20 protein-coding genes are annotated in these 24,156 nt (G+C 54.3%); 12 read left to right on the top strand and 8 right to left on the bottom strand.

Annotated features, from left to right (window positions below; translation table 11 throughout):
- Positions 1 to 2,616, top strand: a complete 2,616-nt coding sequence (pepN, locus tag K6R05_RS12450) for an aminopeptidase N (protein WP_161735683.1) — start codon at positions 1 to 3, stop codon at positions 2,614 to 2,616.
- 35 nt (positions 2,617 to 2,651) lie between these two features.
- Here pepN and ssuB read toward each other — a convergent pair whose 3' ends face one another.
- From ssuB to ssuE, 5 genes are read right to left on the bottom strand one after another with little or no spacing between them, the layout of a single operon-like run.
- Positions 2,652 to 3,440 (bottom strand): aliphatic sulfonates ABC transporter ATP-binding protein, encoded by a 789-nt coding sequence (gene ssuB / locus K6R05_RS12445; RefSeq protein WP_222924259.1) that lies wholly within the window; start codon positions 3,438 to 3,440, stop codon positions 2,652 to 2,654.
- Entirely contained in the window at positions 3,437 to 4,228 is a 792-nt protein-coding gene (gene ssuC, locus K6R05_RS12440; RefSeq protein WP_222925490.1) for an aliphatic sulfonate ABC transporter permease SsuC, read from the bottom strand. Before ssuC ends, ssuB begins: the two co-directional genes overlap by 4 nt.
- Before the next feature lie 10 nt (positions 4,229 to 4,238).
- The gene (ssuD, locus tag K6R05_RS12435) at positions 4,239 to 5,387 is read right to left on the bottom strand and encodes an FMNH2-dependent alkanesulfonate monooxygenase (RefSeq protein WP_222924258.1); all 1,149 of its coding nucleotides are present in this window, start codon (positions 5,385 to 5,387) and stop codon (positions 4,239 to 4,241) included.
- Positions 5,388 to 5,396: 9 nt separating this feature from the next.
- Positions 5,397 to 6,350: a sulfonate ABC transporter substrate-binding protein gene (locus tag K6R05_RS12430; RefSeq protein WP_161735677.1), complete on the bottom strand. Its 954-nt coding sequence runs from the start codon at positions 6,348 to 6,350 to the stop codon at positions 5,397 to 5,399.
- Positions 6,351 to 6,361: 11 nt separating this feature from the next.
- Positions 6,362 to 6,913 (bottom strand): NADPH-dependent FMN reductase, encoded by a 552-nt coding sequence (ssuE, locus tag K6R05_RS12425; RefSeq protein ID WP_013357340.1) that lies wholly within the window; start codon positions 6,911 to 6,913, stop codon positions 6,362 to 6,364.
- Between the two features lie 748 nt (positions 6,914 to 7,661).
- Between ssuE and K6R05_RS12420 the strand changes: the two genes are divergently transcribed.
- The 4 genes from K6R05_RS12420 to K6R05_RS12405 all read left to right on the top strand — a co-directional run bounded on the left by K6R05_RS12420 (position 7,662) and on the right by K6R05_RS12405 (position 11,883).
- Positions 7,662 to 8,642 (top strand): glycosyltransferase family 2 protein, encoded by a 981-nt coding sequence (locus K6R05_RS12420; protein WP_222924257.1) that lies wholly within the window; start codon positions 7,662 to 7,664, stop codon positions 8,640 to 8,642.
- A gap of 101 nt (positions 8,643 to 8,743) precedes the next feature.
- Positions 8,744 to 10,045, top strand: a complete 1,302-nt coding sequence (locus tag K6R05_RS12415; RefSeq protein ID WP_013357342.1) for a flippase — start codon at positions 8,744 to 8,746, stop codon at positions 10,043 to 10,045.
- A 134-nt stretch (positions 10,046 to 10,179) separates the two neighbouring features.
- Positions 10,180 to 11,190 carry a quinone-dependent dihydroorotate dehydrogenase gene (gene pyrD, locus K6R05_RS12410; RefSeq protein ID WP_161735674.1) on the top strand — a complete coding sequence of 337 codons (1,011 nt, stop codon included), beginning with the start codon at positions 10,180 to 10,182 and terminating at the stop codon, positions 11,188 to 11,190.
- A 153-nt stretch (positions 11,191 to 11,343) separates the two neighbouring features.
- Positions 11,344 to 11,883: a cell division protein ZapC gene (locus K6R05_RS12405; protein WP_222924256.1), complete on the top strand. Its 540-nt coding sequence runs from the start codon at positions 11,344 to 11,346 to the stop codon at positions 11,881 to 11,883.
- Here the strand turns inward: K6R05_RS12405 and K6R05_RS12400 are convergent, their stop codons facing one another.
- Positions 11,884 to 12,993: a YcbX family protein gene (locus K6R05_RS12400; protein ID WP_222924255.1), complete on the bottom strand. Its 1,110-nt coding sequence runs from the start codon at positions 12,991 to 12,993 to the stop codon at positions 11,884 to 11,886. It lies immediately after the preceding gene.
- Positions 12,994 to 13,103: 110 nt separating this feature from the next.
- On the opposite strand from K6R05_RS12400, the gene rlmKL reads away from it, so the two are divergent.
- From rlmKL to rmf, 6 genes are all read left to right on the top strand, one after another.
- On the top strand, positions 13,104 to 15,218 hold the full coding sequence (rlmKL, locus tag K6R05_RS12395) for a bifunctional 23S rRNA (guanine(2069)-N(7))-methyltransferase RlmK/23S rRNA (guanine(2445)-N(2))-methyltransferase RlmL (RefSeq protein ID WP_161735670.1): 2,115 nt from the start codon (positions 13,104 to 13,106) through the stop codon (positions 15,216 to 15,218).
- A 6-nt stretch (positions 15,219 to 15,224) separates the two neighbouring features.
- Positions 15,225 to 17,141: an ABC transporter ATP-binding protein gene (locus K6R05_RS12390; RefSeq protein WP_161735668.1), complete on the top strand. Its 1,917-nt coding sequence runs from the start codon at positions 15,225 to 15,227 to the stop codon at positions 17,139 to 17,141.
- Between the two features lie 14 nt (positions 17,142 to 17,155).
- Positions 17,156 to 18,424 carry a membrane integrity-associated transporter subunit PqiA gene (gene pqiA / locus K6R05_RS12385; RefSeq protein ID WP_161735666.1) on the top strand — a complete coding sequence of 423 codons (1,269 nt, stop codon included), beginning with the start codon at positions 17,156 to 17,158 and terminating at the stop codon, positions 18,422 to 18,424.
- Positions 18,411 to 20,054, top strand: a complete 1,644-nt coding sequence (gene pqiB / locus K6R05_RS12380; RefSeq protein WP_222924254.1) for an intermembrane transport protein PqiB — start codon at positions 18,411 to 18,413, stop codon at positions 20,052 to 20,054. Before pqiA ends, pqiB begins: the two co-directional genes overlap by 14 nt.
- On the top strand, positions 20,051 to 20,620 hold the full coding sequence (pqiC, locus tag K6R05_RS12375; protein ID WP_222924253.1) for a membrane integrity-associated transporter subunit PqiC: 570 nt from the start codon (positions 20,051 to 20,053) through the stop codon (positions 20,618 to 20,620). The genes pqiB and pqiC overlap by 4 nt, the downstream gene beginning before the upstream one ends.
- Positions 20,621 to 20,900: 280 nt before the next feature.
- A complete protein-coding gene (rmf, locus tag K6R05_RS12370; RefSeq protein ID WP_008925875.1) occupies positions 20,901 to 21,068 on the top strand; it encodes a ribosome modulation factor in 168 nt (55 codons plus the stop codon).
- A gap of 68 nt (positions 21,069 to 21,136) precedes the next feature.
- Here rmf and fabA read toward each other — a convergent pair whose 3' ends face one another.
- Both fabA and K6R05_RS12360 read right to left on the bottom strand, forming a co-directional pair.
- Entirely contained in the window at positions 21,137 to 21,655 is a 519-nt protein-coding gene (gene fabA / locus K6R05_RS12365; protein WP_008925876.1) for a bifunctional 3-hydroxydecanoyl-ACP dehydratase/trans-2-decenoyl-ACP isomerase, read from the bottom strand.
- Between the two features lie 68 nt (positions 21,656 to 21,723).
- On the bottom strand, positions 21,724 to 23,592 hold the full coding sequence (locus K6R05_RS12360; RefSeq protein WP_222924252.1) for an AAA family ATPase: 1,869 nt from the start codon (positions 23,590 to 23,592) through the stop codon (positions 21,724 to 21,726).
- Between the two features lie 53 nt (positions 23,593 to 23,645).
- Between K6R05_RS12360 and matP the strand changes: the two genes are divergently transcribed.
- Positions 23,646 to 24,113: a macrodomain Ter protein MatP gene (matP, locus tag K6R05_RS12355; protein ID WP_143813132.1), complete on the top strand. Its 468-nt coding sequence runs from the start codon at positions 23,646 to 23,648 to the stop codon at positions 24,111 to 24,113.
- Positions 24,114 to 24,156: the final 43 nt, after the last annotated feature.

Here is a 24,156-nt window from a genome sequence, read left to right as displayed (position 1 = left end):
ATGACGCAACAGCCCCAAATCAAGTATCGCCACGACTACCGTGCACCCGATTACACCATCACCGATATCGATTTAACTTTTGAACTGGATGCGTCGACGACCCGTGTAACGGCCATCAGCCAGGTTAAACGCGTGGGCGACAGCCAGGCTGAGCTGCGACTGGACGGCGAAGCGTTAACGCTGATTGCGCTGGAGGTCGACGGGCAAGCCTGGACGGCCTTCCGTGAAGAAGAGGGCGCACTGGTCATCAGCCAGCTGCCGGACAGCTTCACCCTGAAAATCATCAATGATATTCATCCGGATCAGAACACCGCGCTGGAAGGGCTGTACAAATCGGGCGAGGCGCTCTGCACCCAATGTGAGGCTGAAGGCTTCCGTCATATTACCTGGTATCTCGATCGCCCTGATGTGCTGGCACGTTTTACCACCACCATTTATGCCAATGGTGAGCGTTATCCATTCCTGCTCTCCAACGGTAACCGGATTGACAGCGGCCGGGATGAGCAGGGTCGCAGCTGGGTGAAGTGGCAGGATCCGTTCCCGAAACCGTGCTACCTGTTTGCGCTGGTGGCGGGCGATTTCGACGTGCTGCGCGACAGCTTCACCACCCGTTCAGGTCGTGATGTGGCGCTGGAGATCTTCGTCGATCGCGGTAACCTTGATCGTGCCGACTGGGCGATGACCTCGCTGAAAAATAGTATGAAGTGGGATGAAGAGCGTTTCGGCCTGGAGTATGACCTCGACATCTTTATGATCGTCGCAGTGGACTTCTTCAACATGGGCGCCATGGAGAACAAAGGCCTTAACGTCTTCAACGCCAAATATGTGCTGGCGAAAGCGGAAACGGCGACGGACAAAGATTACCTTGGCATTGAGGCGGTTATCGGTCACGAATATTTCCACAACTGGACCGGTAACCGCGTGACCTGCCGCGACTGGTTCCAGCTCAGCCTGAAAGAGGGGCTGACCGTGTTCCGCGATCAGGAGTTCAGCTCCGATCTGGGTTCACGTGCGGTGAACCGCATCGATAACGTGCGTATCGTACGCGGCGCGCAGTTCGCCGAAGATGCCAGCCCGATGGCACACCCGATCCGTCCGGATCAGGTCATTGAGATGAACAACTTCTATACCCTGACGGTGTATGAAAAAGGGTCAGAGGTCATCCGTATGATGCACACCCTGCTGGGTGAAGAGAATTTCCAGAAGGGCATGAAGCTCTATTTTGATCGCCATGACGGCAGCGCCGCCACCTGTGATGACTTTGTTCAGGCGATGGAAGATGCCTCAAATATCGATCTGTCGCAGTTCCGCCGCTGGTACAGCCAGTCCGGTACGCCGGTACTGACGGTGCGCGATGATTACAACCCGGAGCTGGAGCAGTATACGCTGCACGTCACGCAGCACACCCCTGCAACTGCCGATCAGAAAGAGAAGCTGCCGCTGCATATTCCGCTGGATATCGAGCTATATGACGGTGAAGGCAAGGTGATCCCGCTGCAGAATAACGGCCATCCGGTGCATCATGTGCTGAATGTCACCGAAGAGTTCCAGACCTTTATTTTCGATAATGTCTACTTCCAGCCGGTGCCGTCGCTACTGCGTGAATTCTCCGCCCCGGTGAAGCTCGATTACAAATGGAGTGATGCTCAGCTCACCTTCCTGATGCGTCATGCACGCAATGACTTCTCCCGCTGGGATGCGGCTCAGAGCCTGCTGGCGACCTATATCCGTCTGAATGTCGCCCGCTATCAGCAGGGCCAGCATCTGTCGCTGCCGCTGCATGTTGCCGATGCTTTCCGCGCGGTGCTGCTCGATACCGACTGTGACCCGGCCCTGACCGCGCTGATCCTGACGCTGCCGTCAGAAAATGAGATTGCCGAGCTGTTTGACACTATCGATCCGCAGGCGATTGCGCTGGTGCGTGATGCCCTGCAACGCACACTGGCACGCGAACTGGCCGATGAGTTCTTTGCGATCTACAACGCCAATCAGCAGCCTGAATATCGCGTGGAGCATGACGCGATTGGTCAGCGCAGCCTGAAAAATATCTGCCTGACCTATCTTGCCTTCAGCGATGCGCAGCTGGCGGATAAACTGGTGCAGACGCAGTATCACCAGGCGACCAACATGACCGATGCGCTGGCGGCGCTTTCCGCTGCTGTTGCGGCACAGTTACCGTGCCGTGATGCGCTGCTGGCAGCTTACGATGAGCGCTGGCATCAGGACGGTCTGGTGATGGATAAATGGTTTGTGCTGCAGGCGACCAGTCCGGCTGCCAACGTGATGCGCAACGTGCGTCAGCTGCTGAATCATCGCTCTTTCACCATGAGTAATCCAAACCGCGTTCGCTCGCTGGTGGGGGCTTTTGCCTCGGCTAACCCGGCCGCATTCCATGCTAAAGATGGCAGCGGTTATAAGTTCCTGGTGGAGATGCTCACCGATCTGAACACCCGCAATCCGCAGGTTGCGGCACGAATGGTGGAGCCGCTGATTCGTCTGAAACGTTATGACGAAGGCCGTCAGGCGATGATGCGTCAGGCGCTGGAGCAACTGCTGGAACTGGATAAACTCTCTGGCGATCTCTACGAAAAAATTACCCGGGCACTGAACGCCTGATAATAAAAAAGGGAGCGTCTGAGACGCTCCCTTTTTCAGCGCTGCTGCGCGTAACGTACCGGCTGCGGTCGTTCCGTACGCTGCATCACCCGATCCAGTACCTCTGCTTCCAGCTCGGCCAGCCGCGCAGACCCACGACGCCGTGGTCGCGGCAAATCTACCAGCAGATCCAGACCGATTTCGCCCTCTTCGATCAACAACACACGATCCGCCATCGCGACCGCTTCACTGACATCATGCGTGACCAGCAGCACGGTAAAATGATGTTGCTGCCACAGTGACTCAATCAATCCCTGCATTTCAATGCGTGTCAGGGCATCCAGCGCCCCCAGTGGTTCATCCAGCAGCAGTAAGCCGGGCCGATGAATCAGCGCTCGGGCCAGCGCCACGCGTTGTTTCTGTCCACCAGAGAGTGCAGCCGGCCACTCATTGGCGCGATCGGCCAGTCCCACCGCCGTCAGGGCATCCATCGCTGCGCTGCGCCATTCGCGGCCGCGCAGGCCCAGCCCGACGTTATCAATGACTTTTTTCCACGGCAGCAGTCGCGCATCCTGAAACATCAGGCGGGTATCGTCGCGTGCTGACTGCAGCGGCGTATTCCCTGCCAGCAATTCACCGCTGGAGCTGTGTTCAAGTCCGGCCAGCAGGCGCAACAGGGTGCTTTTGCCGCAGCCGCTGCGACCCACTACCGCCACAAACTGACCCGAAGGAATATGCAGGTCGATCTTATTGAGAATGGTACGACTGCCATACTGTTTGCTGACGCCGTTAACGCCAACCGGCGTGCCAGTGTTAAGGCGGGCTGGTGAGAGAGCCTGGCTCATGCGTTCTCCTCCTTTAGTTGGTAAGCGGGATGCCAGCGCAGCCAGATGCGTTCCAGTAACAACGCGGCGACATCCGCCAGTTTGCCGAGCAGGGCATAGAGAATGATGGCGACCACCACCACATCGGTCTGCAGGAATTCACGTGCGTTCATTGCCAGATAGCCGATGCCCGCGTTGGCGGAGATGGTTTCAGCGACAATCAGCGTCAGCCACATCAGACCCAGCGCAAAACGCACGCCGACCATAATATTCGGCAGTGCGCCGGGCAGGATCACCTGGATAAACAGGCTCCAGCCGGAGAGGCCATAGCTGCGTGCCATCTCAACCAGTCCGCGATCGATATTGCGGATGCCGTGATAGGTATTCAGGTAGATCGGGAACAGCGTGCCCAGCGCCACCAGAAAGATTTTGGCGGACTCGTCGATACCGAACCAGAGGATCACCAACGGGATCAGCGCCAGATGTGGCACATTGCGCAGCATCTGCACCGACGTATCCAGCAGCCGTTCACCGGTTTTTGAGGTGCCGGTGATCAGCCCAAGTATCAGGCCGATCGAACCGCCAATGCTGAAACCGATCAGTGCCCGCCAGCTGCTTATTGCCAGATGCTGCCAGAGTTCACCGCTGACAGTCAGCTGCCAGAAGGTGGTCACAATTTTCTCCGGCGCGGGCAGAATACGGTTCGATAACCAGCCGGTTTGCGAAGCAATCTGCCACACCACGACAAGCAGTGTCGGCAATAGCCACGGCACCAGCGTATCAGCAAGGCGTTTTCGGGTTCTGGCCATCATGCTCTCCTCAGCCCCGGGCGGCTTTTTTCTCAGGGGTAAAATCGTTGGCTACCGCTTCACCGTGCGCCTGAACGACGCGCGGCTGAGGCACGAGTGGAACCTGCAGATCAAGATGCGGGAACAGCAGTTCGCCGACGCGATAAGCCTCTTCCAGATGCGGATAACCTGACAGGATAAAGGTCTCAATGCCCAGTGCTTCATACTCTTTGATGCGTGCGGCAACGGTTGGGCCATCACCGACCAGCGCTGTACCGGCTCCACTGCGTACCAGACCCACACCTGCCCACAGATTCGGGCTGATTTCGAGTTTGTCGCGGCGACCACCGTGCAGCGCGGCCATCCGGCGCTGCCCTACAGAATCGGCCCGCTGGAACGCTGCCTGTGCCTTCGCAATAGTGGCGTCATCGACATTGGCAATCAGCCGGTCGGCGGCCTGCCAGGCCTCTTCGTTGGTTTCGCGCACAATCACATGCAAACGGATACCAAACCGCACCGTACGTCCCTGCGCGGCCGCTTTCGCGCGCACCTGATCAATCTTCTCTTTAACCTGAGCAGGCGGTTCGCCCCAGGTAAGGTAAACATCGACCTGTTCGGCCGCCAGTTCCTGAGCCGGTTCAGAAGAGCCGCCAAACCACAGCGGTGGGCGAGGCTGCTGCACCGGTTTAAACATCAGACGCGCGCCGCGAACCTTCACGTGCTTGCCTTCGTAATCAACCGTTTCGCCTTCCAGCACCCGGCGCCAGACGCGGGTGAACTCGGCAGATTCTGCGTAACGCTCACGGTGATCCAGGAACACGCCGTCGCCCGCCAGTTCTTCCGGATCGCCGCCGGTCACCAGATTGAACAGCGCACGGCCGTTGGAGAGACGATCCAGCGTGGCAGCCTGACGCGCCGCCTGAGTCGGTGAAATGACGCCGGGTCGTAGCGCGACCAGGAAACGCAGGCGCTGCGTCACCGGGATCAGCGAGGCGGCAACCAGCCAGGCATCTTCGCAGGAGCGGCCGGTCGGGATTAATACACCACCAAAGCCGAGACGGTCAGCGGCCTGCGCCACCTGCTGTAAATAGGCGTGATCAACCGGTCGCGCGCCTTCGGCGGTACCAAGGTAGTGGCCGTCGCCATGCGTCGGCAGGAACCAGAATATGGATACGCTCATTATTGCTCCTTACTGCGTTACGGTATGCGGTTGCCAGATGCGATCCTGAATCGTCACTTTGACTGGCAACAGATGATTGGCATAAAACAGATCAGCGGTACGCTGCTGTGCGGCTGCGGTTTCAGCACTGACCGGCGAAATCCGGGTGGGTGGACGATGGCTGAGATAGCTGGCAATAACGGGTTCAGACAGGCCCATCGCCTGGGCAAGAAGCGTGGTGCTCTGCTTAGGCTGGCTGATCGTCAGCGCGTCGGCACTGCTGAAGGTGTCCAGCACCTGCTGGATAAACGCGCCGTGGGCTTCGGCATAGCTACGCGTCGCCAGATAGAAGGACCCGGTCAGATTTAGTGAGCTGCCATCAATCAGCAGGCGCGAATTACCCTGCAACAGTACTGAAGAGTAGTAGGGATCCCAGATTGCCCAGGCATCCACATCACCCTGCTGGAAGGCAGCGCGCGCATCGGCTGGCGTCAGATAAACCGGCGTGATGTCTTTAAACGTGAGGCCCGCCTGCTGTAATGCGCGCAGCAGTAAATTGTGTGAACTGGAGCCTTTCTGGAAAGCGACTTTTTTGCCTTTCAGATCGGAGACCTGTTTCAGAGCGCTGTTTTTCGGCACCAGAATCACTTCTGATTTCGGTTTTGGCGGCTCCGAGCCGACATAGAGCAGATCTGCGCCTGCGGCCTGGGCAAACAGTGGCGGAAGGTCACCGGTACTGCCGAGATCGATACTGTTAATGTTCAGCGCTTCCAGCATTTGCGGGCCAGCCGGGAACTCGATCCACTTAATCTGAGTATGGGGGAACCGTTTCTCCAGCAACTGATGTGACTTCGCCAGTACCATGCTGACCGAACCTTTCTGATAGCCGATGCGAATCTCAGCCGGATCCGATTCTGCGGCCTGTACCTGAAGGCCAGCCAGTAAGAGTCCCGCCACCAGCCACTTTCCTAATCTCTGCTTCATTGATCGCTTCCTTATACTGCCTGCGCAACGGGATGGTGATGACGGGTCAGCGCCAGCCAGAACGCGGAGACGGCTTCGTCAAGACGCTCTGCCAGTGAATCTTCCAGTACAGGCTGACGATCGTAATGCGTGACCTGGCTGTCTTCGGCGTAGACCCCATGCAGAATTTCCTGTGCTTTCAGCGCGTTGAGAACCGGTTTCAGCGCGTAGTCCAGCGCCAGCATATGGCCGACACTGCCGCCGCTGGCGAGTGGTAACACAACTTTATGCTCCAGTGCGCGCTCAGGCAGCAGATCGAGCAGGGTCTTCAGCGCGCCCGAAAACGACGCTTTATAGATAGGTGTTGCCACAATCAGCCCATCAGCCGAGGCCAGATCGTCACGCAGGGCCAGCAGCGCGGGTGCATCAAAGCGCGCATTAATCAGATCGTCAGGCTGAAAATTGTGAATATTCCAGGGAATGACTTCAATGCCACGAGCTTCCAGTTTGTGCTGACACAACGTCAGTAATGAAGTTGAGCGGGAGGGAAATCGTGGGCTGCCTGCCAGCGTAATAACTCGCATTATCACTCCTTATAACTAAAAGTTATTGATTATTTAATGTTGAGAACTTATGCCTTCATACTGTCAGAGCAGGGGAGTGGGCTTAAATGATTTATCCGGCAAAGCAAGGATAAAAACTGCAAATAGACGTGCCTGTAGCAGCGAATAAAACTACCGCTTCCGATAATTCTTAAATTAGGCGCTGGCAGCTGAGCAATTCATTAATGGGTATGATATGAGATTGCCATAATGGGGTGATTGATCAGAAAAATTCTCTTTCGTCTGATTGCTTAATCAATCTTCCTGAGAATGACGCGGTGTTAAAGCGAAACGGTTGAAAAAATAGCCTCTGAAGCGGCACGGAATCAGCGTAACTGCGGCCGCATCCGCCAAAGATTAAGATTAATTGCAGAAAGTAAACTGTAATAAAAATGAAGGAATAGTGAAGATATTCATCTTTTCAGATGTTCGCTTACAGATTTCTGAATCTGGTTACGCCTGCTTTGTGGGGGGATTTTAAATCATTCCTCAACGGTTTTAACATTACAGCGGGCTATAGATGCACTTTTTTTAACAGTGAAAATCAGGTGAAACGTTTAGATAATTTTTACAAGTGGTCTTTTTTCGCATAACCGGTTTAAGATAATCAGGCTCAATCAAAGCCATCATAATAGTAGCGTATTACTCTTTTCGACGTTTCGCCTCTGGTCAGGCCCTGCATCTGGCAGGTGACTCGTATTGTCTTTTTTCTAACAGCAGAGAATTGCCTATGTCTGACACTTTATTATCAGTGATTATTCCAACCTACAATGTTGAAAAATATATTGTGGAGTGCGTCGATTCATTATTACGTCAGGTTAAAGCACCCAATGAAATAATCATTGTGAATGATGGCTCCACCGATGGAACATTAGCCTTACTTGAACAGAATTATGCACACCTTGCTCAGGTGAAAATAATGACGACTGAGAATGGTGGTGCCGGTCATGCACGTGATGTGGGTATTGAGCAGGCTAAGGGTCAGTTTCTCTTTTTCTGCGATCCAGACGACGTCGTGGCGGATGGGTTGGTCGCTGAACTGAGCATGGTGGCGGAAAAGCATCCTGAAACGGATCTGTTCTGTTTTAAATCGTGCGTCTATCGCGACGGCCATATTGATATCACCTCGCCAAAAGTCAGACACGAATACTTTGGGCAGCAAAAACCGCAGGACGTCTTATTGGGCCTGCTGCGTAACGGCAGCTATACGTCAGCGGCGTGGAGCTATGTCATCAGCAAACGTGTTATTGAACAGCATAAATTACGCTTTGTTAAACGCGTTCATGAAGACCACAATTTTACGCTCTCCTGCTTTATGAAAAGTCAGCAGGCCTGGGTGAGCCATCAGGTTTATTATAAACAGCGTATTCGTAACGGCTCACTGACGAACAGTACCAAAAGTAATGAGTTTTTCTATCAGCGTTATGATGCCTTTATGCACGCCTACAATACGTTAACCGGCTCTCTGGTTAAATCAGCGTGGCGCGATACGCTTGAAAAAGCCTATTTAATTCACTCGTTTCGTCTGATGATCTACTTATCACTTTATAATCGTACGCCTGTGCCGGAATATGTGCTTAACGCAATTCGCTTTATGGGTCGCAATGTGAAAACAGAAAACGTTAAAGAGTGGCTATTGTTCAATCGGCCTGAACTTTTTATTGCACTTCAGCATTACAAGGTCAAAAAAGAGCTGAAAAACGCCGCCTGATTCTGAAAAGCAGCCTGATTCTGAAAAATGTGAAGCGATATTGTTTATGCCTTTGCGAAATGAGAAGGTGAGACATGCAATGTGTATAAGGTTGTTGCGTCATGGCAAAAGTACTCGATAAAAGTCTGGTTATTAATATTTTCTCGCTGCTGGCCTACCGCGGCGCATCATTTTTGTTTCCGCTGGCCACGCTGCCCTATCTTGCCCGCGTTCTGGGTGTAGAGCAGATGGGGACGCTGGCGCTGGCCATCGCCTGCGTGCTCTATTGCAGTACCATCTCTGACTGGGGATTCAACGTCTTTACTACTAAAGACATTGCTCATCATCGTGATGATAAGGAACGCGTCAGTCAGCTTTTCTGGTCAACGTTTAACGCCAAGCTGATGCTGCTGGTGGTGACCAGTGGCACGTTACTGACGGCGACCTGGTTTAATCCCGCCTGGCATCCGCTGTTTTTTATCATTCTGGCGAACTGCACCACGCTGATAGGCTCGCTGTTTTCATTCGGCTGGCTGATGCAGGGGTTTGAGAAACTGGGTAAAACGGCGATGATCGCCACCTTCGGTAACTTCTGTGCCATTCCACTGACCTTTTTGCTGGTGAAATCCCCGCAGGATACCTGGCTGGCGGCGCTGATCCCTGGCACTGTCTCCATCATCAGTGCAGCGATTACGCTGAAGTTTGTGCTGGAGATGAAGGTCATTGGCCGTTACCGCTTTGAGCCGCGCGAAATCAAACAGCGCATCACCGACAGCATGGATGTGTTTATTGCTATCGCGGGTGCCAATCTGTTTAACAGCGTCAACGTGGTGATCCTGGCCTCCTTTACCTCTACTTATATGGTCGGGATCTACAACGGTGCGGATCGTCTGCGTAAAGCGGCTAACTCCGTACCCGAGCAGATCGGCAGTGCTTTCTTCCCGCGTGTCAGCCATCTGTTTGGTCGGGATAAACGTGCCGCCATTGCGGCAACGCGCAAAAGCCTGCTGCTGTCATTCTCACTGAGTCTGTCGATTGTGATCTTTACCTGGTTCTTTGCTGACCTGGTGGTCTCTATTTTACTGGGTAAAGACTTTATTCCGTCGGCGGATGTGCTGCGCGTCTTCGTGCTCTGCTTCCTGTTCGGCAACATTGCCTATCCGGCTGGATTACAGATTCTCATCCCGCACGGTCTGGCGCGTCAGCGTATGTGGGTCATGATGGCCGCTGGCGTGATAAACGTGCCGCTATGCTGTTTCCTGGCGTGGAAATTTGGTGCTATCGGTGCTGCGTGGTCGATGGTAGGGGCTGAAGCGTTTGTCTGTCTCGGTATCTTTGGCATCATGCAGCGTCACGGCATTCTGCGGGAGTATCTGTTTCCTTCCGAAGTGAAAAACCAGCCCGTAAACGATTCCGCCGTTTAAGATCAAAGCATTTTCATATAGTTTTCTGCATCCCCGCCCTTCGATTTACTTTTGCGCCAGAGCACTTTACCATTCTGGCGCACATTTTCCCGTGCACCGACTTTCACGATTGCTTCCGTCCTTCAGGAGAGTGCATGTTTTATCCTATCGTCCGACCGGCGCTGTTTAAACTCGACCCCGAACGCGCGCACGAACTCACCTTTAAGCAACTGCGTTTTATGAACGGCACGCCGCTGGAGCTGTTTTATCGCCAGAATCTGCCGTCGCGTCCGGTCACCTGCATGGGACTGACCTTTAAGAATGCCCTGGGCCTGGCTGCGGGTCTGGATAAGAACGCCGAGTGCATTGATGCGTTTGCGGCGATGGGCTTTGGTTTTGTTGAAGTCGGCACCGTCACGCCGCGCGCCCAGGCAGGTAATGATAAGCCGCGGATGTTTCGTCTGGTGGAAGCGGGCGGCATTATCAACCGGATGGGATTTAATAATCTGGGCGTTGACCACCTGGTTGAGAATGTGAAAAAAGCGCGTTTTAACGGCGTGCTTGGGATCAATATCGGTAAAAATAAAGATACGCCGGTTGAGCAGGGCAAAGAGGATTATCTGATCTGCATGGAAAAGGTCTATGCCCATGCCGGTTATATCGCCATCAATATTTCCTCGCCTAACACGCCAGGTTTGCGTTCACTGCAATATGGTGAGGCGCTGGATGATTTGCTCTCTTCCATTAAACAGAAACAAAAAGAGCTTGAAAAGCGCCATCTGAAATATGTTCCGCTGGCCGTAAAAATTGCGCCCGATCTCTCTGAAGAGGAGTTAATTCAGGTCGCGGACAGTTTGATTCGTCATCAGATTGATGGCGTCATTGCCAGCAATACCACGCTCGATCGTTCGCTGGTAAGCGGTCTTAAGCATGCTGAAGAAGCGGGTGGATTAAGTGGACGGCCAGTGCAGTCGCGCAGTACGGCAGTGATCCAGCGCCTCTCTCAGGAGCTGCAGGGGCGTCTTCCCATTATCGGCGTTGGCGGCATTGATTCTCTGACCGCTGCGCGTGAAAAAATCGCCGCTGGCGCAACGCTGGTTCAGATTTATTCAGGCTTTATTTATCAGGGGCCAGGATTAATTAAAGACATCGTTACGCATCTCTAAGACAATTCTCACAATGATTGGCCGGGGGGTTTATTTATCCCCTCGGCTCGTTTATATTTTGTCCTGTTGCACGCTTTTTCAGCTTTTCCTTATGTTTCTTTTTTCGCTGAATTCTGCGCGATTTTTGGCGCAGCGGTAAATACAGGGCACACGATGAAAATTAAACCCGATGATAACTGGCGCTGGTATTTTGATAGCAGCCACGACCGAATGATGCTCGACCTGGCTGACGGGATGCTTTTTCGTTCCCGCTTTTCCCGCAAAATGCTCACGCCGGATGCGTTCTCTGAGTCGGGTTTCTGTGTCGATGACGCCGCTCTGTATTACACCTTTGAAGAGACCTGTCGTCAGTGCAAACTCAGTGGCAGCCATTGCGCTGAACTGGTGCTGAATGCGCTGGTCGCCGCGCGTTTCCTCAAACCACTGATGCCAAAAAGCTGGCATTTCGCCGCTTATGCCCCTGCAATGCAGCCCCGTCCCAGTGAAATGGTGCAGGTTACGCTGGCAGAAGAGGGCACACAGGCACGTCTGCTGGTGGTTGAGAGTGGTGATAATGCGGCGCTCTGCCTGCTGGCGCAGCCTGGATTAACCCTGGCCGGTAAAAATATGGTGCTCGGCGATGCCATCAAGGTCATGAACGACCGGCTGCAACCCTGGTACCAGGATGTCGCGCACTACGCCCGCGCTGTCTGATTACTTCACTTCTATATCACCTGCCGGAATACAGCTGCAGCTTAAGAGGGTGCCGTCCTGACGCAGGGCACTCTGTTTAAGCGCTTTTACTTCACCGGCTACCAGACTCAGCTTGCAGCTACCACACAGACCTGCCCGACAGGAGTAAGGGATGCGAAAGCCCTGCATCTCCAGCTGATCCAGTAATACCTGCTGATTATCCCCGGTGAAGGTCTGACCCTGAAACGTGATGGTCACGGCATCCGGCGTCTGCTGCTGTGGTTTCAGCGTTTCGACCACTTCGCCGGCACCATAGATGCGGGGCGCATGACGTTTCAGGACGATCATTTCATCACCCGTACGCACCACACCACTGTTCCGCGCCACTAAGTTCAGACCGAAATCGATGTCGCCACTGCCATCCTGAGCGGTGCGGAAAGTCTGCAGTGTCGCCAGCGGATGACCGGTGGGATGCTTAAGTCCGGTCTCGGTGCTGACCGTAGTAAGTACACAGCGACTGCAGGGCTTGGGAGCCTCAAAGATGACGTCGCCAATCTGAATCTCTGCCCAGCTATCCTCATCCCAGGCGGCCGCACCGCTGACGATCAGATTCGGGCGAAACTGTTCGGCACGCACGCTGGCCGGGCAGCGCTGTTGCAGATCGTGCAGCGAAGCATTGTTGATCAGCAAAAACGGAAAGCCATCGGCAAAGCTCAGCGGAATATGATCAAACTTTTTGACCCGGCGAGTCGGTTGCGGCCCGACCCAGCGCAGTTGAACGTCACGCGGGAAGAACTGGCTCAGCCACTGATTAACTGCTTCGGGCGCAATGCGCGCAGTGAAGTGGTTGCCCCAGACTTCGGTGGGATGACCCTGCTCACTAAAATCGCTGAAGCGGATCAGGGTCTGGCTGCCATCCGGCGCAGCCAGCAGCAGGCCATTCGGCAGGAGCGCCGGTGTAAAGCGCACCATCTCCGGGTGCTGGCGTGCAGTAATAAAGGTGCCATCAGGTTCGGTCACCATAAACAGACGATCAAACGCCAGCCCGCTGTCAGTGACCAGCGCATGTGACAACGCTAATCCCCGCATTGACTTCACAGGATGAATAAATAAGCGGGAAAGCGTGATCATGGTGTTCTCCTTGAACCCGACGCGCGACACAAAAGAAGCTAACTTTATGACATAGGTCTCCGATTCGCTATAATGCGCGACAATTTTCTCAAGAGTTAAAAAGTGACAATATGAATTCTCTGTTTGCCAGCACGGCGCGTGGGCTCGAAGAGCTGTTAAAAAGTGAGCTGGACGCGCTGGGTGCGCAGGATTTGCAAGTGGTGCAGGGAGGCGTTCACTACGAAGCCGACGATCGCGCCATGTACCAAAGCCTGATGTGGAGTCGTTTAGCATCACGCATCCTGTTGCCGCTGGGAGAGTTCGGCGTCTACAGCGATCTCGATCTCTATCTGGGTGTACAGAGCGTGGACTGGCCGTCGATGTTCGGCAGCGACAAAACCTTTGTTGTGCATTTCAGCGGCACCAACGACGCGATTCGTAACAGCCAGTTCGGTGCGCTAAAAGTTAAAGATGCCATCGTAGACAGCTTTACCCGTCAGAATCTCGAGCGGCCTGATGTCGATCGTGAGCAGGCGGATATTCGTGTCAACGTCTGGCTGAATGACGACCGCGCCAGCATTGCGCTGGATCTCAGCGGCACCTCGCTGCATCAGCGCGGTTATCGCCAGCAGACCGGTCAGGCACCGTTAAAAGAGACGCTGGCGGCGGCTATCGTGCTGCGTTCAGGCTGGGAGCCGACCACGCCGCTGATCGACCCGATGTGCGGTTCGGGTACGCTGCTGATTGAAGCGGCGCTGATCGCCAGCGATCGGGCTCCGGGCCTGTTACGTAAGCACTGGGGCTTCACTGCCTGGAACAAGTTTGATGCTGCGCTGTGGCAGGACGTGAAAACCGAGGCGCAGAACCGTGCCCGCGCGGGCACAGCCGCGACTCAGGCGCGCTTCTTTGGCTACGATAACAATGGCCGGGTGCTGGAGTGGGCGCAGGCGAATGCCCGTCGTGCTGGCGTCTTTGAACTCTTTACATTTGCGCAGCAGGACCTGCTGCAACTGACCAATCCGCTCGAACCGGCGGTTCACGGTACGGTGCTGAGTAACCCGCCGTACGGTGAACGTCTGGAGAGCGAACCGGCGCTGATTGCGCTGCACAGCCAGCTCGGACGTCTGATGAAGCAGCATTTTGGCGGCTGGAACCTGTCGCTGTTCAGCGCCTCGCCTGAACTGCTGAGCTGCCTGCAACTGCGAGCCGATCGCCAGTTCAAAGCGAAGAACGGTCCGCTGGATTGCGTGCAGAAAAACTATCAGCTGGCGGTTAACAGCCATGAAAGCGCCGGGCAGATTGCGGAAGATTACGCAAACCGTCTGCGTAAAAATGTGAAGAAGCTGGAGAAGTGGGCGCGTCAGGAAGGCATTGAATGCTACCGCATTTATGACGCCGATCTGCCAGACTACAACGTTGCTGTCGATCGCTATGGCGACTGGGTCATTATTCAGGAATACGCGCCACCGAAAACCATCGATCCGAATAAAGCGCGTCAGCGCCTGTTCGATGTCATCAGCGCGACACTGAGCGTACTGCAGCTGCCTGCTGACCGTCTGATTATGAAAACGCGTGAGCGCCAGAAAGGTAAAGCGCAGTATCAGAAGCTCAGCGAGAAAGGCGACTATTTCGACGTTAAAGAGTTTAATGCGCGTTTCTGGGTGAACCTGACCGACTATCTCGATACCGGCCTGTTCCTCGATCACCGCATTGCCCGTAAAATGCTCGGCCAGATGAGTCAGGGTAAAGATTTCCTGAACCTGTTTGCCTACACCGGCACCGCCAGTGTGCATGCCGGCCTGGGTGGGGCGCGTTCAACTACCACGGTAGATATGTCGCGTACCTATCTGGAGTGGGCGGAGCGCAACCTGCGTCTTAACGGACTAACCGGACGTCAGCACCGCCTGATGCAGGCGGATTGCCTGAGCTGGCTGAATGAGAGTGACGAGAATTTTGACCTGATCTTTATCGATCCGCCAACCTTCTCTAACTCAAAACGTATGGAAGAGAGCTTCGACGTTCAGCGCGATCATATGATGCTGATGCGTAACCTGAAACGCCTGCTGCGTCGCGGTGGCACCATCATGTTCTCCAATAACAAACGTGGTTTCAAAATGGACATGGATGGTCTGAAAGCACTGGGCCTGCAGGCGCAGGATATTACCCAGAAAACGCAGTCGCAGGACTTCGCGCGTAACCGTCAGATTCACAACTGCTGGCTGATCACTCATGCCGGTAAGGAATAAGATTACATGTCATTAATCAGTATCCACGGCGCTTATCTCTCCTTCAGCGATGCGCCGCTGTTAGACAATACCGAGCTGCACATCGAAGAGAACGAACGCGTCTGTCTGGTGGGCCGTAACGGTGCGGGTAAATCCACGCTGATGAAAATCATCAATGGCGAACAGCCACTGGATGATGGCCGCATTATTTATGAAACCGATCTGGTGGTGGCGCGTCTGCAACAGGATCCGCCGCGCAATATTACCGGTTCGGTCTACGACTTCGTAGCTGAGGGCGTTGAAGAGCAGGCTGAGCATCTCAAAGCCTATCACGCCATTTCCCATGTGGTGATGGAAGATCCCAGCGATAAAAACCTCAATGAGATGGCGCGACTGCAGAGCATTCTCGACCATCAGAATTTGTGGCAGCTGGAGAGCCGCATCCATGACGTGCTGGAACAGATTGGTCTGCAGCCCGATACCGAGTTGTCGTCGCTCTCTGGCGGCTGGCTGCGTAAAGCCGCGCTGGGTCGTGCGCTGGTGAGTAACCCGCGCGTCCTGATGCTGGATGAGCCAACCAACCACCTTGATATCGAAACCATCGACTGGCTGGAAACCTTCCTGAAGAACTTCAGCGGCAGCATCGTCTTTATCTCGCATGACCGTTCGTTTATCCGCAATATGGCGACGCGCATTGTCGATCTTGACCGTGGCAAGCTGGTCTCCTGGCCGGGCAACTACGATCTCTATCTGGAAGGCAAAGAGGAGGCGCTGCGCGTTGAAGAGATGCAGAACGCGGAATTTGACCGCAAGCTGGCGCAGGAAGAGGTGTGGATCCGTCAGGGCATCAAAGCCCGTCGTACACGTAACGAAGGCCGTGTACGTGCGCTGAAAGCGCTGCGTCGCGAACATTCAGAACGTCGCGAAGTGATGGGCAAAGCCAACATGCAGGTCGGTGAAGCCTCCCGTTCCGGCAAGATTGTATTTGAGCTGGAAAATGTCGACTACGCAGTGGGCGGCAAAACGCTGGTGAAGGATTTCTCTACCCAGGTTCAGCGTGGCGATAAAATTGCGCTGATCGGGCCGAACGGCTGCGGTAAAACGACCTTACTGCGTCTGATGCTGCAGCAGCTGAAAGCCGATCATGGCCGCGTCCATTCCGGCACCAAGCTGGAAGTGGCCTACTTCGACCAGCATCGCGCTGAACTGGATCCGGATCGCACCGTGATGGACAACCTGGCCGAAGGCAAGCAGGAAGTGCTGGTTAACGGCAAACCGCGCCACGTGCTGGGCTATCTGCAGGACTTCCTGTTCCATCCAAAACGTGCCATGACGCCGGTGCGTGCACTCTCAGGGGGTGAACGTAACCGTCTGCTGCTGGCGCGCCTGTTCCTGCGTCCCAGCAACCTGATGATTCTGGATGAACCGACCAACGACCTCGACGTCGAAACGCTGGAGCTGCTGGAAGAGCTGATTGATGGTTATCAGGGCACCGTCTTACTGGTGAGTCACGATCGTCAGTTCGTCGACAATACGGTCACCGAGTGCTGGATTTTTGAAGGCAACGGCGAAATCGGTACCTTTGTGGGCGGTTATCACGATGCACAGCAGCAGCGTGCCGCTTACCGGCAGCACAGGTCTGCTTCGCCGGCAAAAGCGACAGCGAATACCGCTAAGCCAGCCGCCGAAAAGAGTGAAGCGAAGCGTAGCGTGAATAAGCTCAGCTACAATCTGGCGCGTGAGCTGGAACAGCTGCCGCAAAAACTGGAGCAGCTGGAAGCGCGCATCGGTGAACTGCAGGCGAAGATGAGTCACCCGGACTTCTTCAGTCAGGCACACGATCAGACGCAACCGGTGCTGGATAATCTCGCTCAGGCTGAGCAGGAGCTGGAAACCGCTTTTGCGCGCTGGGAAGAGCTAGAGTCACTGAAAAACGGCGCGTAGGGCAGGGCTAACGGATGTGTTTAGCAGTGAAAAGTAACGCGTGGATGCTCTGTCCACAATGCGATTTAATGATTAAGCTGCCGGACATTCCCGTTGGCAGCCGTGCGTCATGCCCGCGCTGCGATACCTCTCTGACGGCCAACTGGCACGAACCCCGTAAACGGCCAACGGGCTATGCGCTGGCGGCACTCTTTATGCTGCTGCTGGCGAATCTGTTTCCTTTTGTCTCCATGAAAGTGGCGGGGCTGACCAGCCAGATTACGCTGTCGCAGATCCCACAAGTGATGGTGACGGAAGATTACAGCAGCCTGGCGACACTGTTTCTGCTGTTTGTGCAGGCGGTTCCGGCCTTTTGCATGATCACCATTATTCTGCTGGTCAATCCGGTCCCTCTGCCCGTCCGTCTCAAAACTGGTCTGGCGCGTATTCTGTTTCAGCTGCGTAACTGGGGCATGGCCGAAATCTTTATGGCGGGTGTACTGGTCAGCTTTGTCAAACTGATGGCCTATGGGGATATCGGACTGGAAACCAGCTTCTGGCCGTGGGTGATGTTCTGCCTGTTACAGTTGCGGGCCTTTCAGTGCGTTGACCGGCGGGGCTTGTGGGACAGTCTTTCCCCGCGACCTGCGATCCCTCATTCACCCGAAGTGGGCATCAGTGGTTTAGAGCAGGGCCTGCGCTCCTGTCCCTGCTGTACCGCCATTCTGCCGGAAGCTGAGCACACCTGTCCACGCTGTGGCGTTACCGCACAGGCGCGGCGTAAGCACAGCCTGCAATGGACGCTGGCGCTACTGTTCACCTCAATACTGATTTACATCCCGGCCAATCTGTTGCCGATCATGGTGACGGAAACCCTCGGTACGGCTTATCCCTCCAATATCATGGCAGGGGTCATTGTGCTGTGGGGCGATGGTTCCTATCCGGTGGCGCTGGTAATCTTTATCGCCAGTATCATGGTGCCGACGCTGAAGATGCTGGCCATCGGCTGGCTCTGCTGGGATGCCAGCGGACGCGGGCGGCGTGACAGTCATAAGATGCATAAAATTTATGAAGTGGTCGAGTTTGTTGGCCGCTGGTCAATGATCGACGTGTTTGTGATTGCCGTGCTCTCTGCGCTGGTGCGTATGGGGCAATTAATGAATGTTTATCCCGCGTGGGGGGCAGTATTGTTTGCGATGGTGGTGATTATTACCATGATCGCTGCCATGACCTTTGACCCGCGATTAACCTGGGATCGTGTACGCGAAAACAATATGAAGGAGTCGCGCCTTGACGGAAACTAACCACGGCCATGCAAAGGTGGAACAGATTAAGCGCTGGTCGCCGGTCTGGATTGTCCCCATCGTTACGCTGTTAATCGGTGGCTGGATCCTCTTTTATCACTTCAGCCATCAGGGGCCGGAAGTCACCTTAATCACCGAAAATGCCGAAGGCATTGTTGCCGGTAAAACCACGATTAAAAGTCGCAGCGTCGATGTCGGCGTGGTGGAGAGCGCGGTATTAAGCGACGATCTTCACCATGTGGAAATCAAAGCGCGTCTGAATGCGGGCATGGAAAAGCTGCTCCACAGCGACAGTGTTTTCTGGGTAGTGAAACCGCAGGTGGGGCGTGAAGGGATCAGCGGGCTTGGCACGCTGCTGTCAGGTGCTTATATCGAACTGCAGCCCGGCACCAAAAAACAGCCACCCGAGCAATTTAAGCTGCTGGATGCGCCGCCGTTAGCGCCACCGGATGCCAAAGGTATTCGTATCGTGCTGGACAGCAAAAAGGCAGGCCAGCTTAATCCGGGTGATCCGGTGCTGTTCCGTGGCTACCGTGTCGGTACGGTTGAGACCAGCGTTTTTGATACTGACAAACGTATGATGACCTATCAGCTGTTTGTCGCTGCACCCTACGATCGCCTGATTACCACCAATGTCCGCTTCTGGAAGGACAGCGGCATTGCCGTGGATATGTCCGCCTCAGGAATGCGGGTGGAAATGGGATCGCTCACCACGCTCTTCAGCGGCGGTGTCAGTTTTGACGTGCCGGATGGCTGGGCGCTGGGCGAGCCCGCGCAGAACAAGTCTGACTACCATCTGTTTGATGATCAGCGCAGTATTCAGGACTCGCTCTACACCAATCATATCGACTACGTGATGTTCTTCTCTGACTCGATTCGTGGGCTGCAGGCGGGCGCGCCGGTTGAGTTCCGTGGCATTCGTCTGGGTACTGTCTCCGAAGCGCCACTGATGAAAGCGGGCCTGGTCCAGGCACTGAATAACGATTACCGGGTGCCGGTGCTGATCCGCATTGAGCCGGATCGTTTTGTCAGCCGATTGGGTGAGAACTTCGATCTGGAGCAGCATCTGCAGGATGGTAAAAAACGTGGCCTGCGTGCGACGCTGAAAACCGGTAGCCTGCTGTCGGGTGCGCTCTATGTCGATCTCGACTTCTATGACAATGCACCGCCTTATAAAGGCCCGCAGAAAGTTTCTGGTTATGAAGTCATCCCAACGGTCAGCGGCGGCCTGAGCCAGATTCAGCAGAAGCTGATGGCGGCGCTGGATAAGATCAATAGTCTGCCACTGAACGGTATGGTCAATGAAGCGACAGGTACGCTCAAAGAGAGCCAGAAAACGATGCGTGATCTGCAGCGCACCATCGACAACATCAATAAAGTCACCGGCAGTCCGGCCATGAAAACGCTGCCAGAAGATTTGCAGCAGACGTTACGCGAGCTTAACCGCAGCATGAAAGGCCTGCAGCCAGGTTCGCCTGCCTACAGCAAGCTGGTCGGCGATATGCAGCGGCTGGATCAGGTTCTGCGTGAACTCCAGCCGGTGTTAAAAACGCTTAACACCAAGAGCAATGCGCTGGTATTTGAGGCGAAACCGGGACAGGATCCCCAGCCGAAGAGGGCGAAACAGTGAAAAAAGGATTGATACTTTGTGCCGCGCTGGTGTTGAGTGCGTGCAGCAGCAGCGTTGACAATACCTGGTATCAGCTGCCATCCGGGGCGGCTTCCATGAAGGTCAGCAGCAGCCAGCTGAATGAAGCGCAGCCGATGTTATGGGTGCAGCAGGTGACGGTGCCGGATTATCTGGCAGGCAACGGACTGGTTTATCAGACCAGCGATGTCAAATATGTTATCGCCGCGAATAATCTCTGGGCCAGCCCGCTTGATCAGCAGTTGCAGCAGACATTGATCACTAACCTGAGCAAGGCGCTGCCAGGCCGGCTGGTAGCCGGGTCACCGTTAGGCGCCCAGCACGACACGCTGAATGTAACCATTACAGGCTTCCAGGGACGCTACGATGGCAAAGCGATTGTCAGTGGAGAATGGACGCTGGAACATCAGGGCCGTGTGACCAAACAGGCATTTAACCTCGTGCTGCCGCAGACTGAAGATGGCTACGATGCGATGGTCAGAACGCTGGCGGCGGGTTGGCAGCAGACCGCACAGACGATTGCTAATAATGTGGTTGCGTTAAATTAAGATTAATGTGAATAAATAAGCTAAGCCCCTGAACGATTGTCGTGTTTTATCGGCGTCATTCAGGGGCTTTTTTATTAGCTTATTCAGAAAGATAATGTTGGCGTATGCATCACAAAACGTCCTTAATTTTACCGATTAAGGTCACATTTATGACACTGGCATGAAGATTGGGCATTGATCTTTGGGTGCGCAGGAGGTAGAACATTAGGGTGGTTGAACATTAATTCACCACTTTTTCTTTCCACCAGATTCCACAGACCTTACATGAGGGACACGGAGTATGAAGAGACAGAAACGAGACCGCCTCGAACGCGCCCATTCACGTGGTTATCAGGCAGGCATTACTGGACGCTCAAAAGAGATGTGTCCGTATCAGTTGATTGACGCTAAGTCTCACTGGTTGGGAGGTTGGCGACAAGCCATGGAGGACAGGTCGGTAGCTGCATAACCGGATGTCACTGAAAAGGGAATATAACCTCCGCCATGCGCGGAGGTTTTTGTTTCCAGGGGAAACGCTTAAAAAGCGGCAGTATCTTTAAACAGGCCGACTTTCAGATCGCTGGCGGTATAAATAAGGTTGCCGTCAACCAGCACTTCACCATCTGCCACGCCCATCACCAGTTTACGGTTAATCACACGTTTGAAGTGAATGCGGTAGGTGACTTTCTTCGCTTCAGGCAGGACCTGTCCGGTGAATTTCACTTCACCCACGCCCAGCGCACGACCTTTACCTTCGCCGCCCAGCCAGCCCAGATAGAAACCGACCAGCTGCCACATGGCATCCAGGCCCAGACAGCCCGGCATCACCGGATCGCCAATAAAGTGACAGCCGAAGAACCAGAGATCAGGATTGATATCCAGCTCCGCTTCAACAAAGCCTTTGTCATATTTGCCGCCGTCTTCGGTCATTTTGACCACGCGGTCCATCATCAGCATGTTGCCAGATGGAAGCGGCGGACCATTTTCGCCAAACAGTTCACCACGACCTGACAGAATCAGATCTTCTTTGGTATAGGATTCGCGTTTATCTACCATGTTTTCAATAAGCCTTGTTTTAGTGAATCACGAATATTAGCGAACAGTTGTACGCTGAGCAAATCGGATTAACGGTGGTTGAACCAGTTAAGCCAGCGGAGCGCCCAGGGACGTTGCGGCACGTCCGGCTGGTTAAACAGGCTAATGCGTTCCTGGATGGTGTTCAGCAGGCAGTCACCCTGACCATCTTCAGTACTCCAGATTTTACCGGTCAGGAGCGGCAGCGCTTCATCAGCACGGTCGATCGCCCAGATGTGGAAGCGACCCTGTTCAACCGCTGTCACAACGGGCTGGTTAAGACTGAGATGACGAACGTTGCAGGCAGGAATAATCACACCCTGCTGACCCGTTAGTTCACGCTGATGACAGATATCAAAGAAGCCTTCGATCTTCTCATTCAGTCCGCCTACCGGTTGTACGTTGCCAAACTGATCGACTGAACCAGTCACGGCGATTTGCTGATTGATCGGCTGATTCGCCAATGCGCTGATTAAGGCACAGAGTTCAGCCAGCGAAGCGCTGTCACCGTCCACCTCGGAATAGGATTGCTCAAAGACCATTGAGGCTGAGAAGGGCAGTTGCTGATCGAGCTCCAGCTCGGCAATCAAAAATGCCTGCATGATCATCATGCCTTTAGCATGAATGTTACCGCCCAGCTCCGCCTTACGCTCAATATCCATGAACTCGCCATCGCCGGGATGAACCACGCAGGTAATACGAGAGGGGTCGCCCCAGGCACGGGGATGACCAGGATATTCCACCACCGACAGGCCGTTAATCTGACCGACTACTTCGCCTTCGGTTTCAATCAGAATCTGTCGCAGCAGGATCTCATCACGCATCCGTTCATTGAGATAATTCTCGCGCCACAAGCGCGCTTCAAGCGCATCACGCAATGCTTCAGCATTGAGTACGTCGCCCATCAGAGCCGACTCGCGCATCTGACGCTGCAGCCAGCGCGGGCAGAGGGGTAGCGTATCCTGATCGCCGCTGTAACGGACACCTTCTTTGATCAGCTCTGGCCAGAAGTCCGCTTCCGGCACGGGCAGGCCCGCCTGTTGCGCCAGTTCAGTACTCCAGCGACACCAGGCCAGCATGTCATCTTCATCAAGAACCTGAATGTTCTCTTCAAATTCAGTATAGATGGCCATTTCATGCGCTTCAGGGTCGAGCTCCTGAAAATCCGCAAGCGCTTCGCGGTCGCCGCACAGGACCAGGTTAAGACTGAGCGGTAATGAAGGAATCGAGACAGGTAGCGGGCGGCGTTCATCCTGAGAGGTCCACTCAACATAGCCTTGCTCAATACACTTTTTCAGGCGCAGCCATAGAATTGGCTGCGTCAGCAGGCTACGCAGTGACAGTACCAGCGTGCCGCCATTGGCGCGATGGATCAGCCCTGGCTCAAGCTGGATGCGATCTTTATACTGCCGCACGCAGCCAAACAACTGCTCCATCTCAATCCACTCAGCAAAGTGAATACCACCCTGACTGGTGAATGGGCGTTGCGGATCGGATGGGGGCTGAAGCGTGACGTTGTCAGCCATGATATGGTAATCACCGCCGGACAGAGTGGTACTGTCAGCCATGACCCGCTGCGCGGCCTGAACGATGAATGTCAGATAATCGCGATTCTCCTGGCTTCTAACCAGCAGTAACGGGAATCCCTGCGACTGGTGATGTAAATGCGCCAGCGCATTCAGCAACCGGGGCTGTACCGTTGCCAGAGCATCAGTTTCTTCATCAGCAATTCGGGAGAAAACGGATTGGTATTGCGCGCTATCCGGCTGTAAGGTCTGCCACGTAAGTTGAGTGCTGGTCAAAATAATCGCATTTATCTGTTTTAAGAAAAGCGAGATTATACAGGATTCATCCTTGTTAAGCACTGCAGACTTCCTGTTGAAGATGTGATGATGGCAGCATGTTTTTCGTTGCTGCATCCGGGAAAAAAGCTGTTATTCTTAGCCCGTTACGTGATCACGATGAGATTCCGATGAAATACCAGCAACTCGAAAATCTTGAATGTGGATGGAAGTGGAAATACCTGGTGAAAAAACATCGGGAAGGTGAACTGATCACGCGTCACCTTGAGTTAAGCGCGGCACAGGCGGCAGTGGATAAACTGCTGGCGATGGAAAATAATCCGGTGACGGTGAACGAGTGGATTGCAGAACATATTCATTCTGATCTTGATAACCGGCTGAAGCAGACCATCCGTGCCAGGCGCAAACGCCATTTCAACGCTGAACATCAGCATACCCGAAAAAAATCGATAGACCTGGAGTATCTGGTCTGGCAGCGGCTGGCAGGCCTCGCTCAGCGGCGTGGCTGCACGCTTTCTGAAACGATTGTTCAGCTGATAGAAGATGCGGAACGCAAAGAGAAATATGCCACTCAGATGTCGAGTCTGAAGCAGGATTTGCAGGCGATTCTGGGTAAATCGGGTTCAGAGAGCGAGTAAGCGGGCAGGGAATTCAGAGTATAGGCGCTAAAGACCGATTGAT

The sequence above is a fragment of the Pantoea alfalfae genome, from assembly GCF_019880205.1.
Taxonomy (GTDB): domain Bacteria; phylum Pseudomonadota; class Gammaproteobacteria; order Enterobacterales; family Enterobacteriaceae; genus Pantoea; species Pantoea alfalfae.
The sequence above is the reverse complement of the archived record's forward strand: the minus strand, read 5'-3'. Positions and strand labels throughout refer to the sequence as shown.